The sequence below is a fragment of the Streptomyces sp. NPDC054887 genome (assembly GCF_053610585.1).
On record NZ_JBSGYQ010000008.1, the window covers coordinates 22148 to 36414 of the forward strand.

13 protein-coding genes are annotated in these 14267 nt (G+C 72.4%); 7 read left to right on the plus strand and 6 right to left on the minus strand.

Annotation, left to right across the window (positions count from 1 at the left end):
• Window positions 1–63 precede the first annotated feature (63 nt).
• On the plus strand, window positions 64–2400 hold the full coding sequence (locus ACWGH0_RS06570) for a collagenase (RefSeq protein WP_453403037.1): 2337 nt from the start codon (window positions 64–66) through the stop codon (window positions 2398–2400).
• Between the two features lie 47 nt (window positions 2401–2447).
• On the opposite strand, the gene ACWGH0_RS06575 is transcribed toward ACWGH0_RS06570, so the two are convergent.
• On the minus strand, window positions 2448–3563 hold the full coding sequence (locus tag ACWGH0_RS06575) for an AI-2E family transporter (protein WP_453403038.1): 1116 nt from the start codon (window positions 3561–3563) through the stop codon (window positions 2448–2450).
• Window positions 3564–3783: 220 nt separating this feature from the next.
• On the opposite strand from ACWGH0_RS06575, the gene ACWGH0_RS06580 reads away from it, so the two are divergent.
• Both ACWGH0_RS06580 and ACWGH0_RS06585 read left to right on the plus strand, forming a co-directional pair.
• Window positions 3784–4281, plus strand: a complete 498-nt coding sequence (locus tag ACWGH0_RS06580; RefSeq protein WP_453403039.1) for a DUF2975 domain-containing protein — start codon at window positions 3784–3786, stop codon at window positions 4279–4281.
• Entirely contained in the window at window positions 4281–4502 is a 222-nt protein-coding gene (locus ACWGH0_RS06585; protein WP_453403040.1) for a helix-turn-helix domain-containing protein, read from the plus strand. The genes ACWGH0_RS06580 and ACWGH0_RS06585 overlap by 1 nt, the downstream gene beginning before the upstream one ends.
• 115 nt (window positions 4503–4617) lie before the next feature.
• On the opposite strand, the gene ACWGH0_RS06590 is transcribed toward ACWGH0_RS06585, so the two are convergent.
• Complete coding sequence (locus tag ACWGH0_RS06590; RefSeq protein ID WP_453403041.1) at window positions 4618–5805, minus strand: epoxide hydrolase family protein; 1188 nt, start codon at window positions 5803–5805, stop codon at window positions 4618–4620.
• Window positions 5806–5846: 41 nt separating this feature from the next.
• On the opposite strand from ACWGH0_RS06590, the gene ACWGH0_RS06595 reads away from it, so the two are divergent.
• The 3 genes from ACWGH0_RS06595 (at window position 5847) to ACWGH0_RS06605 (ending at window position 6903) form a co-directional block, all read left to right on the plus strand.
• Window positions 5847–6152: a hypothetical protein gene (locus ACWGH0_RS06595; RefSeq protein ID WP_453403042.1), complete on the plus strand. Its 306-nt coding sequence runs from the start codon at window positions 5847–5849 to the stop codon at window positions 6150–6152.
• A gap of 128 nt (window positions 6153–6280) precedes the next feature.
• Window positions 6281–6586: a hypothetical protein gene (locus tag ACWGH0_RS06600; RefSeq protein WP_453403043.1), complete on the plus strand. Its 306-nt coding sequence runs from the start codon at window positions 6281–6283 to the stop codon at window positions 6584–6586.
• Between the two features lie 122 nt (window positions 6587–6708).
• Window positions 6709–6903, plus strand: a complete 195-nt coding sequence (locus ACWGH0_RS06605) for a hypothetical protein (protein WP_453403044.1) — start codon at window positions 6709–6711, stop codon at window positions 6901–6903.
• A 57-nt stretch (window positions 6904–6960) separates the two neighbouring features.
• On the opposite strand, the gene ACWGH0_RS06610 is transcribed toward ACWGH0_RS06605, so the two are convergent.
• From ACWGH0_RS06610 to ACWGH0_RS06620, 3 genes are all read right to left on the minus strand, one after another.
• On the minus strand, window positions 6961–7302 hold the full coding sequence (locus ACWGH0_RS06610) for a DUF5713 family protein (protein ID WP_453403045.1): 342 nt from the start codon (window positions 7300–7302) through the stop codon (window positions 6961–6963).
• 172 nt (window positions 7303–7474) lie between these two features.
• Window positions 7475–9250 (minus strand): S8 family peptidase, encoded by a 1776-nt coding sequence (locus tag ACWGH0_RS06615; RefSeq protein WP_453403046.1) that lies wholly within the window; start codon window positions 9248–9250, stop codon window positions 7475–7477.
• 208 nt (window positions 9251–9458) lie between these two features.
• Window positions 9459–9950 (minus strand): MarR family winged helix-turn-helix transcriptional regulator, encoded by a 492-nt coding sequence (locus ACWGH0_RS06620; protein WP_453403047.1) that lies wholly within the window; start codon window positions 9948–9950, stop codon window positions 9459–9461.
• A gap of 76 nt (window positions 9951–10026) precedes the next feature.
• Between ACWGH0_RS06620 and ACWGH0_RS06625 the strand changes: the two genes are divergently transcribed.
• Complete coding sequence (locus ACWGH0_RS06625) at window positions 10027–12138, plus strand: MMPL family transporter (RefSeq protein WP_453403048.1); 2112 nt, start codon at window positions 10027–10029, stop codon at window positions 12136–12138.
• Window positions 12139–12267: 129 nt separating this feature from the next.
• On the opposite strand, the gene ACWGH0_RS06630 is transcribed toward ACWGH0_RS06625, so the two are convergent.
• Entirely contained in the window at window positions 12268–14100 is a 1833-nt protein-coding gene (locus ACWGH0_RS06630) for an AMP-binding protein (RefSeq protein WP_453403049.1), read from the minus strand.
• Window positions 14101–14267 lie beyond the last annotated feature (167 nt).

Below are 14267 nucleotides of genomic sequence, written 5' to 3' on the forward strand. Positions count from 1 at the left end.
CATTCGCGGATCCGTACGCACGCTGTCGCACCACCACCCCCCATCTCCGACAGGAGTTCACTGGTGTCCCAGCTCAGATCCCTGTGCAGGCCGCTGCTCGCCGCAGCCGCCGCCGTCGCCCTGCTCGCCCCGCTGGGGCAGGTGGCGCGGGCCGAGGAGTCCGGCACGCGGCCGCCCGCCGCGGCCGCCCCCCAAGGCCCCCGCTCACCCGGCGGCGAGCATCCGCGCGACGAGGTCGACCGCCTCGCCCGGGCGCCCCGGTCGACCCCGGCCCCCGCACCCGCCCCTGGCGGACAGGCCAAGGGCCGGACGCCCGGCCGCCAGAGTCCGGCGGCGGCACACCGCGCCGGGTCCGCGCCCACCACCGCGGCGGGGGTGGCGTGCACGCTCGACGGCGTCACCGGCCTCACGCCGGAGCGGTTCACCGACTTCCTGGCCGACCCGGCGGTCACCGCCGACGGCTGTCTGGCCGCACTCGTGTGGAGGTGGGACGCCCGGCTCGCACCCGTCATGTCCGACGCCCACGTGCAGGCGGTGAGCCGGCGCGTCGCCGCGCTCTCCGGCTCCCACGACGGCCGCAACTCGACCCACCTGCTGGAGATGCTCACCTATCTCCACGCCGTGGCCTACCACGACTTCTCGCGTACCGAGATCGACGTCACGGACCCCCCGACCACCGAGGCCATGCGCCGCGCGCTCCACGCCTTCGGCACCGCGCCCCGTACCTTCGCCGTCACCAGGACCAACGCCGAGAGCCTGCGGGAGGCGCTCTACGCGGGCAGCGCCCCGGGCCTGCGGCACAGCCAGCTCGGGCTGATCAAAAAGGTGCTGGCCACGATGGACAAGTACCACAAGGGCCAGTACGACAACGCTTCCTGGGGCGGCGCCGCGCTGGCCGCCCTCTCCGTGAACTACCTCGGTGTCTACCCCGGCAACAAGGACACGGCGTTCCACGCCCTGGTCGCCCGCAGCGACGCGTACCGGGCCGCGTTCCGGGCCTTCGCGCACCACACCCACCTCAAGGGCACCGTGAACGAGTGGGTCGTCCGCGACGCGCTGAGCGAGTACGGCCGCTTCGGGCAGATAGCGGAGCTCACCGGCCGCACCGTGCCCGACCTCGGCGCCCTGCTGCCCGTCGCCGAGCGCAACTTCGGCACGGGGCGCGCGCCCTGGGCCGCCCTCGCGTCGTGGCTCAACTTCTACGAGGCGTGCGCCCCCTACGGCGTCTGCAAGGCGGACATCGAACGGCGGATCTTCCCGCACACCTACACATACGACGGCGGGGCGATCAAGGTCCGCACCGGACTGGACCGTGCCACCGTCGACCAGCTGTACTACGCGAGCAAGCAGGTCAAAGCACAGTTCCACCGGGTGGTCGGCTCGCTGGAACCGCTGGCCGGCGACACCAACGCCTCGCTCGGCGTCGTGCTCTACGCCTCCCGGGCCGACTACGAGAACTACCACCCGCTCCTCACCGGGATGGGCACCGCCAACGGCGGCGTCTACATCGAGCGGGGCGCGACCTTCTACACGTATCAGCGCAGGGTTCCGCAGGACTCCTCGCTCACCCTGGAGGAACTGTTCCGCCACGAGTACGTCCACTACCTCAACGGCCGCTGGGCGGTGCCCGGTTACTTCGGGGAGGGCCCCTGGTACAGCGGTGACCGCACCACGGCGATGGACGAGGGGACCGCGGAGTTCTTCGACGGCGCCACCCGCGACGACGGCGTGGCCGTACGCAAGTCACTGGTCCGGAGCGTCATCGCCGACACGGCCGGCGGCCGTCCGCGCATGAGTGTCGACCAACTGCTGCACGCCACGTACGACGGGGACGGTTTCCGGTTCTACGCCTACGCCGGAACCTTCTTCGAGTTCCTGTGGACCGAGCGGCCGGCGCTGCTGCGGCAGATGTACCGGCATCTGCGGGCCGACGACCCGGCGGCTTTCGACGCCTGGCGCGCCCGCCTCGGGGACGACGACGGCCTCCAGCGGGCCTACGACGCCTTCCTGGACGCGCAGATCGCCAAGGTGGACGACCTGTTCGTGCCCCACACCACCTACACGCCCAACGACCGGCTCGAGGACGACTCGGTGGCTGCCGTACGGGAGGACCTCCAGTCGGCGACGGCCGCGCACCCCGACTGCGTCGAGAAGGGAGGGCCCGGCATGAGGCGTTTCGCCTGCACCGGCCGGATCACCGCCCGCCTCTCCGACGCGACGGACGCCGGCCGCGTGTTCCAGGACATGTCCGAGACGGTGGACCATTTCATCCTCGACCGGGCCGAGGGCGCCTCGAACAACCTCGGCGACATGAACTGTTCCTTCGACGAGGTCGAGATCTGGCCCAACGGCCGGGCGGGCACGTCCTCGTACGCCTGCGAAGGCCCGCTGCGCAGCTGACCCGGAGCGGACCGGGGCAGGGCACGCGCCCCGCCCCGGTCCCCCCGTCACGCCGGGACGGGGGCGTCCGGGTGCGCCGCTTCGGCCTCCGGCTCCTGCGGCGGCTCGCCGAGCTGCTCGCGCAGGTAGTTCCAGATCACGGCGATCAGCGCTGTCGCCGGCACCGCGAGCAGGCTGCCCACGACGCCGGCCAGGCTGCCGCCCAGCGTCACCGCCAGCAGGACCACGGCCGCGTGGAGGCCGAGGCCCCGGCTCTGGATCATGGGCTGGAACACATTGCCCTCCAGCTGCTGCACCAGGACGATGATCGCCAGCACGAGCAGCGCGTCCGTCAGGCCGTTGGACACCAGCGCGATGAGCACCGCGACCAGGCCGGCGAACAGCGCGCCCACGATCGGCACGAACGCGGACACGAAGGTCAGGACCGACAGCGGGAGCACCAGCGGTACGTCCAGGATCCACAGGCCGAGCCCGATGAAGACGGCGTCCAGCAGGCCGACGAACGCCTGCGAGCGCACGAACGACCCCAGTGTGTCCCAGCTCCGCGCCGCCACGACCGGGACGTCGGTGGACAGCCGGCCGGGGAGCTGACGGGAGAGCCACGGCAGGAACCGCGGCCCGTCCTTGAGGAAGAAGAACATCAGGAACACTGCCAGGACGGCGTTGATCAGGCCGTTGAACACGGTGCTCACTCCCGTGCCGACCGCGGTGACCATGCTGCCGAGGCTGTCCTTGATACGGGCGATCGCGGAGTCGAAGGCACCCGCGATCTGGTCGTCGCCTATGTTCAGCGGCGGTCCTGCGGCCCAGGCGCGCAGTTTCTCGACGCCTTCCACCACGCCGTCGGTCAGCTCGCCCGACTGGGACGCCACCGGCACCGCGATCAGCGCCACGATGCCCGCCGCGACCAGCAGGAACAGTACGGTCACCAGCGCCGCGGCCAGGGCGGGGCGCCACCCGTGACGGCGCAGGAAGCGCGCCAGGGGCCAGGTCAGCGTGGTGAGCAGCAGGCCGATGATGAGCGGCCACACGACCGACCACATCCGGCCCAGGACCCACAGGGCCACCGCGGTCATCAGGAGGACCAGCAGCACATCGAGGGAGACGCGCGCCGATGTCCGCAGCGCGGCGGCGGTTTTCGTGGAACTCAAGGTGGCAGCCATGGGGGTCACCCTATGGGGAGGCCGCCGAGCGCGGGACGCCCGGTGGCCGGGACCCCCCAACCACCCGCGCGGACGCGTGAGTTCCGGATGCGCGCTGTGGCCCGAAAGCGGCGCTCACTACCGCTCCCCGCGCCCGGCGTAGTCCTTCTCTGCCGTCGGCGCTTGCTCTACCTATCGAGAATCGATAGATTACCATCGTAGGTCGATCGAGGGAGAGATGATGGGGAAGCTGACAGTGCTGGCGCTGCGTGCCGTGCTCGTGGCGCTGCTCGCCGGTTCGGTGTTCGTGCAGGCGGTGATGGTGCCGCTGCTGGCCATCGACATGGAGGGGCTCAAGCCGGAGTACGCGTACCTGCGCACCCCGCTCCTCGTGATTGCGGTGCTCGGCGTCCTGACGGTGCAGGTCGTGCTGGTCTGCGTGTGGCGGCTGGTGACGATGGTGCGACGCGGAACGGTGTTCTCCCACGCGGCCTTCCGGTACGTCGACGTGGTGATCGGCGCGGTCGTCGCGGCCGCTCTCGTCGTGTTCGCGCTCGGGGTGGTCCTGGCGCCGGGCGAGGCCGTGGCCCCGGGCATCGTGCTGCTGATCGGCGGGGCCGGCGTGGCGGTGCTGGGGGTCGCGCTCATCGTGCTCGTACTGCGGATGCTGCTCGCCCAGGCCGTGGCACGTGATGTCGAGGCGGCGCAGATGCAGGCCGAACTCGACGAGGTGATCTGATGCCGATCGCCGTCGACATCGACGTGATGCTGGCCAGGCGGAAGATGTCCGTCGGCGAGCTCGCGGACCGTGTCGGGATCACGCCCGCCAACCTGGCGGTGCTCAAGAACGGCCGCGCCAAGGCGGTGCGCTTCGCGACGCTCGCCGCGCTCTGCGAAGTCCTCGAATGCCAGCCGGGAGACCTGCTGCGCTGGGAGGCGCCGGACGGCGCTGACAGCTGACCCGGCCACGGACGGCTGACCCGGGCGCGCGTCCCACGACCGGCCGGCCGGCACGTCCCTCCCCGCCCTGGGGAGGGACCGCGGGCACGGACCGGGCCGCCGCGGGCGCCCCGGCCTACGCGCCCTTGGGCAGGCTCGCAAAGAACTCCACGACGTCGTCGATCAGGAGCTGCGGCTGTTCGAGGGACAGGAAGTTGCCGCCGCGCTCGAACTCGGTCCAGCGCACCACGTGGTGGTCCCGCTCGGCGAACCGGCGGATCGCCACGTCGGTCGGCAGGGCGACGGCCACGGCGGTCGGCACCGTTCCGGCGGCCTTCGGTGCCCAGGCGGCCGGGTCGTGGGCCATCTCGTAGTACAGGTGGGCCGAGGGGCCGGCGCTGCCGGTGAACCAGTAGAGGCTCACGTTCGTCAGCAGGGTGTCGCGGTCGACGGCGTCCTCGGGCAGTTCGTTCGCCGGATCGGTCCACTCCTTGAACTTCTCCACGATCCAGGCGAGCTGGCCCACCGGCGAGTCGTGCAGCCCGTGGGCCACCGTCTCGGGGCGCGTCGACTGGATGGCGTTGAAACCCATCTTGTCGTCGCGGAAGTCCTGGAGGCGCTGGAGCCGGGCCTGCTCGGCCTCCGTCAGGCCCGCGAAGTCGGCGGGGTCCTCGGAGGGGAAGGTGACCAGGCCGTTCACGTGCACGCCCACCACGTGCTCGGGGGCCGTCCTGGCCATCTCGCCGGCGATCCAGGCGCCGCCGCCGTTGCCCTGCACGCCGTAGCGGTCGTAACCGAGGCGGGCCATCAGTGCGGTGAAGGCCCCGGCGATACGGCCGGTGTTCCAGCCCGTGGAGGACAGCGGCGTGGAGAAGCCCACGCCGGGCGTCGAGGTGACGACGACGTGGAACCTCCGTGACAGCGCCTCGACGACGTCGGCGAACTGGACGAAGGAGCCGGGCCAGTCGTGCACGAGGAGCAGCGGCAGGGCCTGCGGATCGGCCGACCGCACGTGCGCGAAGTGGATGTTCTGCCCGTCGATCTCGGTCACGTACTGGGGGAACCGGTTCAGCCGGGCCTCCGCCTCGCGCCAGTCGAAGCCGTCGGCCCAGTAGGCGGCCAGTTCCTTCAGGTACGCGACGGGGACACCCCGCTCCCAGCCGTCCACGCCCGGGACGCCGGCGCCCCAGCGGGCCTGGCGCAGTCGGGAACGCAGGTCGTCGAGGTCTGCCTGGGAGATGTCGATCCGGAAGGGCCGGATCTCCGCACCGGCGGCGTCGGCGTGCGAGGGGTTCACAGCTGCGGCGTTGCTGTTGGTCTCCATGGGGACGACTCTAGGACGGGTACAGGAAAGATACGTTCGTAATGGCAGGGCAGAGTGCCGCCCATGCTCGACGCCACCAGGGGGGCCGCCGGCGGATACCGGCTCGCCGCCGGGGCGGCCATGCCGCCGCAGAGGCGATCGACGCCGGAACGTGTGTGCTGGAGGCCGGCGCCGATTCGCCGGCCTCGCTCGCCCCGCACCTCGGGCTGCCCGGGCACGACTTCACGGTGGCCGGCCCGCCGGAACTCCGCGCTCACCTGCGGGAACCGGCCGGGCGCTACGCCAGCTCGACGCCACCGCCGCCCGAATCCCCGTCCGGCGGCTTCACCGCCCCGTCCGACCGGTGAGCCGGGAGGCATGACCGGCGGGTAGGTGGGTACATGGCGCGGGGCCTCGGGACGACGTGTCCGGGGGCGAGGGCGGGCGTCGGCACGGCGCCGGTCCCCAGTCGTGATCCACAGGGTGGTGCAGGGACTTGGAACACCTCCGGAACGGGTGCGCGCTGCTCGCCGCCGCCGTGACCGCCGTCGTGCTCTTCGGCCGCTGGTGGGCGACGCGGAACCAGGCCGCGAGCACGGCCCCCACGGCCCGGCGGGGCGCACCCCCCGTCGCCGGGGCGAGGTCGCTCGCCGCCCGCGCGTTCGCCGGTCTGCCGCCGGACGGCGCAGGGCGTACGTACGCGTCGGCCGCCAGGGGATCGCGGGTGGTGCACGAAGCCGAAGCGCATCTGCGCCAGTGCTGGGAGCGGATGCGACCGCTGTACGAGCCGCCGGGCGGGTGAGCCCGTGTGCGGGGCCGGGCGCGTGTGCGTCAAACGGTCACACGACCGTCACACTCCCGGGCGGTGCGACGGCGATATGCGGCAATGCGAAGAGAAACCGGATTTCTCCCCAGGGAGCCGTCGTGTTGGCCATCGCTCTGCTTCTCCCGCCGTTCCTCCTGGGCCTGATCGTCCTCATGGGCCGCTACGAGGACCGGATGCTCACCCCCGCCGAAGCGCCGCGCCACGCCCGCCCACGCCATCTGCGACTGGTGCCACGCAGCGGTGCCCGCGCCGAGCCCACCACCGAAGCACCGACGGGTGACGTGGCCGCGTAACCGCGACCGCGCCGACCGGACCGCCGGGCCTGCCGACTCACGGCTGACCCGCGGGGTTCACCACTCCCGGGTGGCGATCAGCTTCTCCACGTCCGCGTCACCGAAGCCGTAGGCGTGCGCGACGAACCAGAAGTTCTCCGCGATCTCCTCGCGGGCAGTGGTCTCGATCGCACAGCCCGCGGCCTCGAACTCGGTCTCCAGCGCGTTGAATTCCTCCGTGGCGGCCTGCGTCAGGACGTAGAGCGCGGCCAGATCGGCCGGCGGGTCCGTCTCGATGCGCTCGCACAGCCGGAGGAGGATCGCCTTGCCCTGGTCCACCACCCGGTCCGGGAAATAGCTGTCCGCGTACATGGCCCGCAGGAACGAGTGTGCGGACACCTTCTGATTGCTGATGGACACGCGGTTCCCCGTCCTTGGCATGCATGGAAGTGCAGAGCGTCGAACAAGCTATCCCATGCTCCGGCGGGGCGAGTTGCCGGCCGTGGTCGCGGAGAATCCGGGGCGCCCGCCGAAACACCGCCGCGCGCCCCGGACTGCGGGGCGCGCGGCGGCGCGACGGGGCGGAACCGGATCAGAAGGTCAGGTTCCAGGCGTCGATCCTGCCGGTGTCCTGGGACGCGATGTCGCGGACACGGAGCTTCCAGGCGCCGTTGGCGACCTCGGAGGAGGCGTTCACCGTGTACGTCTTCGCCACGTTGTCCGTGCCGTCGCTGTTGGCGAAGTCCTCCAGGACGTACACCGTGCCGTCCGGCGCGACCAGGGACACGACGAGGTCACCGCGGTAGGTGTGCTTGATGTCCACGCCCACCTTGAGGGTGGCCGGCGCGTTGCCGGTCACGCCCGAGACGGCGAGGGGGCTGTCGACGGTCGCGTTGTCGGCGATCGTGACGTCCGCGGTGTTCTCGAAGTACGCGCCGGGGAGCGGGGGAGTGCTGCCGACGGCCTTCAGCGCGTCGGTCTGGCCCTCGCCGAAGAAGCCGTTCTTGGTGGTCGTGCCCGTGCAGCGGCTGTCCGAGGGGCAGGCCGTGTCGGTCGCCTGGACGCCGAGCCTGGAGCGAAGGTCGGCCGGGGTCGCGGTCGGGTTGACGCTGGCCAGCAGCGCGGCGACGCCGGCGACGTGCGGGGAGGCCATCGACGTACCGTTCATGTTGCCGTACTTGCCGCCCGGGAGCGTCGAGTAGACACCTGACGTGCCGTCGCCGCCGGGGGCGGCGATGTCGATGACGCCGTTGCCGTAGTTGGAGTACGACGCCTTCACGTTGCCCTTGCCCATGGCGGCGACGGTCACGACGCCCGGCAGCTCGGTCGGGATGTCGAGGCAGGCGTTGGTGATCGTCCGGGTGACGGGCGTGGAGTCGTTCGGGCTCTCCGTGTCGACCGTCTTGTTCGCGAGGTCGAGGTTGGAGTTGCCCGCCGCGGCGACCTGGAGCGAGCCCTTGCGCTCCGCGTACTCCTGGGCGCGCTTGACGCCCTCGATGATGGCCGCCTGGTCGGCGTTGTCCGGGCAGTTGAACTGCCAGGGATCCGTGTAGTAGCTGTTGTTGGTGACCTTGAAGCCGTGGTCGCCGGCCCACATGAATCCGCAGATGGTGTTCTCGGCGAAGAACAGGCTGCTGCCCGGCTCGGCGATGCGGACCGAGGAGACCTTGACCCCCGGCGCCACACCGACGACGCCCTTGCTGTTCTTGGCGGCCGCGATGGTGCCGGCGACGTGCGTGCCGTGCGTGCCGACGTCACGCCAGGCCCCGGTACGGGTGTCCGCCTTGCCGTAGGCGCACGAGACGGAGTCGGCGGCGTTGAAGTTCGGGGCGATGTCCTGGTGCTGGTCGTCCACGCCCGTGTCCAGCACGCCGACCTTGACCGACGCGGAGCCGGTCGTCACGGCCCACGCCTGGTCCGCCTTGATCTGGGTCATGTCCCAGCGGTTCAGGCTCTCGGTGAGCGTGGTCGCCGACTGGGTCGGGTTCGCCGGCAGCGCGGGGTTGTACGCGTCGGCCGGGACGTCGGAGGTGCGGGTCGCGCCGACCTGCTGCACTCCGGCGACGCTCCGCATGGCCGGGGCGAAACCGGTCGAGGCCGAGTGCGCGACGATCACACCGATCGCGTCGTACGCGGCGAAGACCGAACCGCCGTTGGCGGTGATCGCCGTCCGTACGGCGCTGGTGTCCCCGGGGGTGGTGATCACGAGGTGGGCCCGGGTGCCGGCGGCCCAGGCGGCGGTGGTGGCGGCGTCGGCCCGGGGGGCCGCGGCGACGGCCGCGGCCGGAGCGGCGAGAGCCAGCGTGGCTCCGAGGGCGACGGCGGCGACCACGGGGGCCTGGAGCCGGCTGGATATGTGACGTCTCAATGCGTCCTCCGAGTCCCGGCACGCCGATGGGGCCGCCGGGGACGAAAACGTGTAGGGGGTGAACGCAACATGTCAGACACCCCCGCCGCCGGGTAAGAGGGGAATCCCTTGCAGTGCGCGGGACGGAGGGCGAGGGTCCCGCGCGGACGCCAACAGGGGCCGCTCCGCGCCCGGTCGGCACTGCCGGCCGGCGGATCCGGCCGGGCCCCTACCGGCGCAGGAGGGACAGCTCTCGGTTCATCTCGGCCAGGAAGCGGACGACGACCCTCAGCTCGTCGGGGGTGAAACGGCCGCGTGCGGCGTCGGTGCCGCGGGCAAGAGGAGAGAAGTAGTCCCGGGCCACCTTCCTGGCCGCCTCGGCGTAGTGCAGGTGGACCACCCGGCGGTCGTCGGCCGCCCGGACGCGCCGGATGTGACCGGTCTTCTCCAGGCGGTCGAGACAGGCGGTCATGGCGCCCGACGTGAGGTTCAGGCGCTTGCGCAGCCGGCCGGGCGTCATGGGCCCCTCGTCGTCGCCGTCCCCGTCGAGGACCGCGATCAGGGCCTGCACGTCGGTCAGGTGCAACCCCTGGGCCTGGGCGAACTCCTGGGCGATGCGGTTGAACTCGCCGTTCAGGCGGCGCAGCAGTACGGCGAACTCCTGCAACCCGACGGGGTCCTCGGAGGGAAGTGGGGGGGAGGGGGTGCCGGCGCTGCTCATCGCACCAGGATAAGGTATCTCGACCATTGACATACTTGATGGCTGACATAACTCGTTCACGTCGCTTGGGATCCTCATGAGAAGCACACCGCGCTGGGCCCGATGGCTAGTCCCCGTAGCGCTCCTGATCGTCTGGCTCGGCATCGGCGGCACCCTCGGCCCGTACGCCGGCAAGCTGGGCGAGGTGGCCACCAACGACCAGGCCGCGTTCCTGCCGCGCAGCGCGGAGTCCACCAGGGTGCTGGAGGCCCGCCGGGCGTTCGACCGGGCGGAGACGGTCCCCGCCGTCGTGGTGTGGACGGTGGACGGTGGCCCGGTCACCCGGGACCAGCGGTCCGCCGCGACGAGGGCCGTCGCGGAGCTGGCGGGGCGGCCCGGAGTCGTCGGGCGGCCGTCGCCCGCCCTCGTGTCGAAGGACGGCGCGGCGATGCAGGCCGTCGTCCAGCTGCGACCGGACCTGGGGGAGGAACTGCCCGACGTCCTCGGGGCGGTGCGCGAGGCGGCGGGCGGCGTACCGGGCTCGACCGCGCGCATCGCCGGACCGGCGGCGAGCCAGGCCGACCTGTCGGACGCGTTCGCCGGCATCGACGGTCTGCTGCTGGGTGTGGCGCTCGGCGCCGTACTGCTGATCCTGCTGCTCGTCTACCGCAGTGTGCTGCTGCCGTTCGTCATCATCCTGGGGGCGGTCTTCGCGCTCGGACTGGCCTGCGCCGTGGTCTACGCGCTGGCGGACCGGGACGTCGTGCGGGTGGACGGCCAGGTGCAGGGCATCCTCTCCATCCTGGTCATCGGCGCGGCCACCGACTACGCCCTGCTGCTGGCCGCCCGCTTCCGGGAGGAACTCGCGGTACGGGAGGACCGGGCGGCCGCCGCGCTGGCCGCGGTGCGCCGCTCGTTCGGCGCCGTCACGGCGAGCGCCGCGACCGTGGCGCTCGGGCTGCTGGCCCTGCTCGCGAGCGACCTCACCAACAACCGCGCGCTCGGCCCGGTCGGCGCGATCGGCATCGTCTGCGCCGTGCTGTCCACCCTGACGTTCCTGCCGGCCGTACTGGCGCTGCTCGGCCGTGCCGCGTACTGGCCGGCCCGGCCGAAGCCGTCGGACGCCGACGCCGAGGGCCACGGCGTGTGGCGCCGCGTCGCCGCGCTGGTCGACCGCCGGCCGCGCCGCGTGTGGGTCACCACCGCCCTCGTCCTGACGGCGTTCGCCGCGTTCTCCCCGGCGCTGTCGTCCAAGGGGGTTCCGCTCGACGAGATCTTCGTCAACGACGCCCCCTCCGTGGCGGCCCAGGAGAACCTCGGCAGGCACTTTCCGGGCGGCTCGGGAAACCCCGCGGTGATCATCGCCGACGCCGGTAGTGCCGCGGAGGTGACGGCTGCCGCACGGAGCACCGAGGGTGTGGCGTCGGCCGCCGCCGTTTCGGCGTCCGGCCGGCCGGGCGCCGGGCAACCGCTCGTCGTGGACGGCCGGTTGCGCATCGACGCCACCCTGGAGGCCGCCGCCGACAGCGACGCCGCCAAGGACACGGTCGAACGGCTGCGTGCGAACGTGCACGCGGTGAAAGGCGCAGACGCCCTCGTCGGCGGCTACACGGCGCAGCAGTACGACACACAGCAGACGGCCGCCCGCGACCGGCTGGTCATCGTGCCGGTCGTCCTCGCCGTCATCCTGCTGATCCTGATACTGCTGCTGCGCTCGCTGCTGGTCCCCGTGCTGCTGGTGGCGACGGTCGCGCTCAACTTCCTCGCGACGCTCGGGGTGTCGGCGCTCGTCTTCGAGCACCTCCTCGGCTTCAGCGGCACCGACGCGTCGGTGCCGCTCTACGGGTTCGTGTTCCTGGTGGCGCTCGGCGTCGACTACAACATCTTCCTGATGTCCCGGGTACGGGAGGAAGCACTCGTCCACGGCTCCCGCCGGGGCGTGCTGCGCGGCCTCGCCACGACGGGCGGGGTGATCACCTCGGCGGGCGTGGTCCTCGCGGCGACGTTCGCCGCCCTGATGGTGATCCCCCTGGCCTTCCTGGCGCAGATCGCGTTCATCGTGGCCTTCGGTGTGCTCCTGGACACCCTCGTGGTCCGCTCCCTGCTGGTGCCGGCGCTGGTGGTCGACATCGGCCCCCGTGCCTGGTGGCCGAGCGTCCTGGCGCGGGCGGACGCCCCGGCGGGTACGGCGGCTGAACCCACGCGGTGATACCGCCCGCCGCCCGGCCCGCCGCCGTACGGCGATCAGGCCGGCCGACGCGGCGGGGCGGGGACCGGACAGGACCCCGCCCCGCCGCCGAGGGCGAGGCCGCCGGCCCCCGCGCGTCCGCCGGCCACGTCAGCGCCCGTCCGCAACCCGGGCCCCGACGTCCTCGCGAAGCCGCGCCTTGTCGGTCTTGCCGACGGCGGTCAGAGGAAGCCCGTCCACCTCGACGAGGCGTTCGGGCAGCTTGAACCTCGCCAGCCCGCTGCTCTCCAGGAACCCGCGGATCTCCCGCAGCGACGGCGCTCCCTCGTCACCGCCGACGACGTACAGGCAGACGGCTTCGCCCAGCACGGGATGCGGCATCGCGACGGCCGCGGCGGCCCGTACCCCGGGGTGCGTCAGCACCAGCGCCTCCAGTTCGTCCGCCGGGATCTTCTCTCCACCGCGGTTGATCACGTCCTTGAGGCGGCCGGCGACCACGAAATTGCCGCAGGGGAGGCGGCGCACGAGGTCGCCGGTGCGGTAGAAGCCGTCGGCGGTGAACGACGCGGCCGCCGCGCCCCCGTGGTAGGCAGTGATGACGCCCGGTCCCCTGGCCAGGATTTCGCCGGTCTCCCCGTCGGCGACGGACCGGCCCTCGCCGTCCACCACCAGGATCTCGTCGCCGGGCGAGGACGGCCGCCCCTGCGTGGTGAACGCGACCTCGGGCGGATCGTCGAGCCGGGTGAAGTTCAGCAGTCCCTCGCTCATGCCGTACACCTGCTGGATCCGGCAGTCGAAGACGCCGGCCAGCCGCTTCGCCGTGGACTCGTCGAGGCGGGCCCCGCCGACCTGGAGGACGCGCAGACTCGACAGGTCGCGGCCGCCCAGGGCGGCACGCGCGGTGAGCCACTGCCGGGCGAGCGCGGGAGTGAGCGCGCAGTGCGTGACGCGTTCGCGCTCGATCAGCGCGAGGGCCGCGGCCGCGTCGTCCGGCGCGGCGAGCGCGACCTTCCCTCCCCGGGCGAGCGTGCCGAGCAAACCCGGACTGGAGAAGGCGAAGCCGTGCGTCACGGGCAGGACGGCGAGGAACACCGAGTCCGGTGTCAGCCCCGAGACCGCCGCGGAGGTACGGATCACGTGCCCGAGCGCCTCGTGGGTGCGGGCGATGGGCTTGGGCGCGCCCGTGGTCCCGCTCGACAGCAGATACAGGGCGGTGTCCGAGGGCCGCCGGTCCACCCGCGCGGGCGCCGGCTCACGGGCTTCGACGCACCGGTCGAGGTCCACGTGGCCGCCGGCCGGCCCCTCGGCGCCGGAAACCAGCAGGGTGCGTACGGACGGATGCCGTTCCCGGAGCCTCTCCGCGAGCCGCAGGTGGTCGAAGCGCTGATGCCGGGCCGGTACGGCGAGCGCCGCCGGGGCCAACGCGTCGAGAACGGGCCCCAGTTCGTGTTCGCGCAGGGCGGGGAGCGCGAGAGCCGGTCGCACACCGAGCCGGATCAGCGCCAGCACGAGAACGACGAACTGCGCCTGGTTCGGCAGCTGTACGAGCACGGTCTCGCCGGCGCGGATCCCGGTGTGCGCGAGCCGGGCGGCGCACCCCGACACCGCTGCGTCCAGTTCGGCCCGGGTGAACGCGCGGCCGGCGCCCACCAGCGCGGCACGGTGGCCGGGATGCGCGCGCGTACCCAGGACGAGTTCGTCGAGGAACTCCGGCCGCCACCAGCCGCGATCCCGGTACTCGGCGCCGGCCCCCGCACCCGGCCCGTGATCGCCGACGGCGTCCGCGAGCTGCCGCACGGTGTAGTCGTGCTCGGTCCACAGGTCGACGCGGACGGCGAACCGGTCGGCCAGTTCGACCTGAAGCTGCGTCAGATCGACGGAGTCGAGCGCGAGATCGGCGCGCAACCGCGCGTCCTCGTGCAGCAGTTCCTCACGGATGCCGAGGTCGCGGAGGATCCTTCGCGCTGTGTCGATGCCCCTCAACCGGGACTCCTTCCGTCGCCGCCGCCGCTCCCGCCGTCGTGAGCGCAGTGAGCGGTATGCCCGGTGCGTCTGCCGGTGAGACGGGCGCACGGGCGCAGTGAGGAGCACAAGTGCCCCCGGAGGCGTACGCAGTGGACGGCGGCGGCCTCCGCGCGCTCTGCATGGTG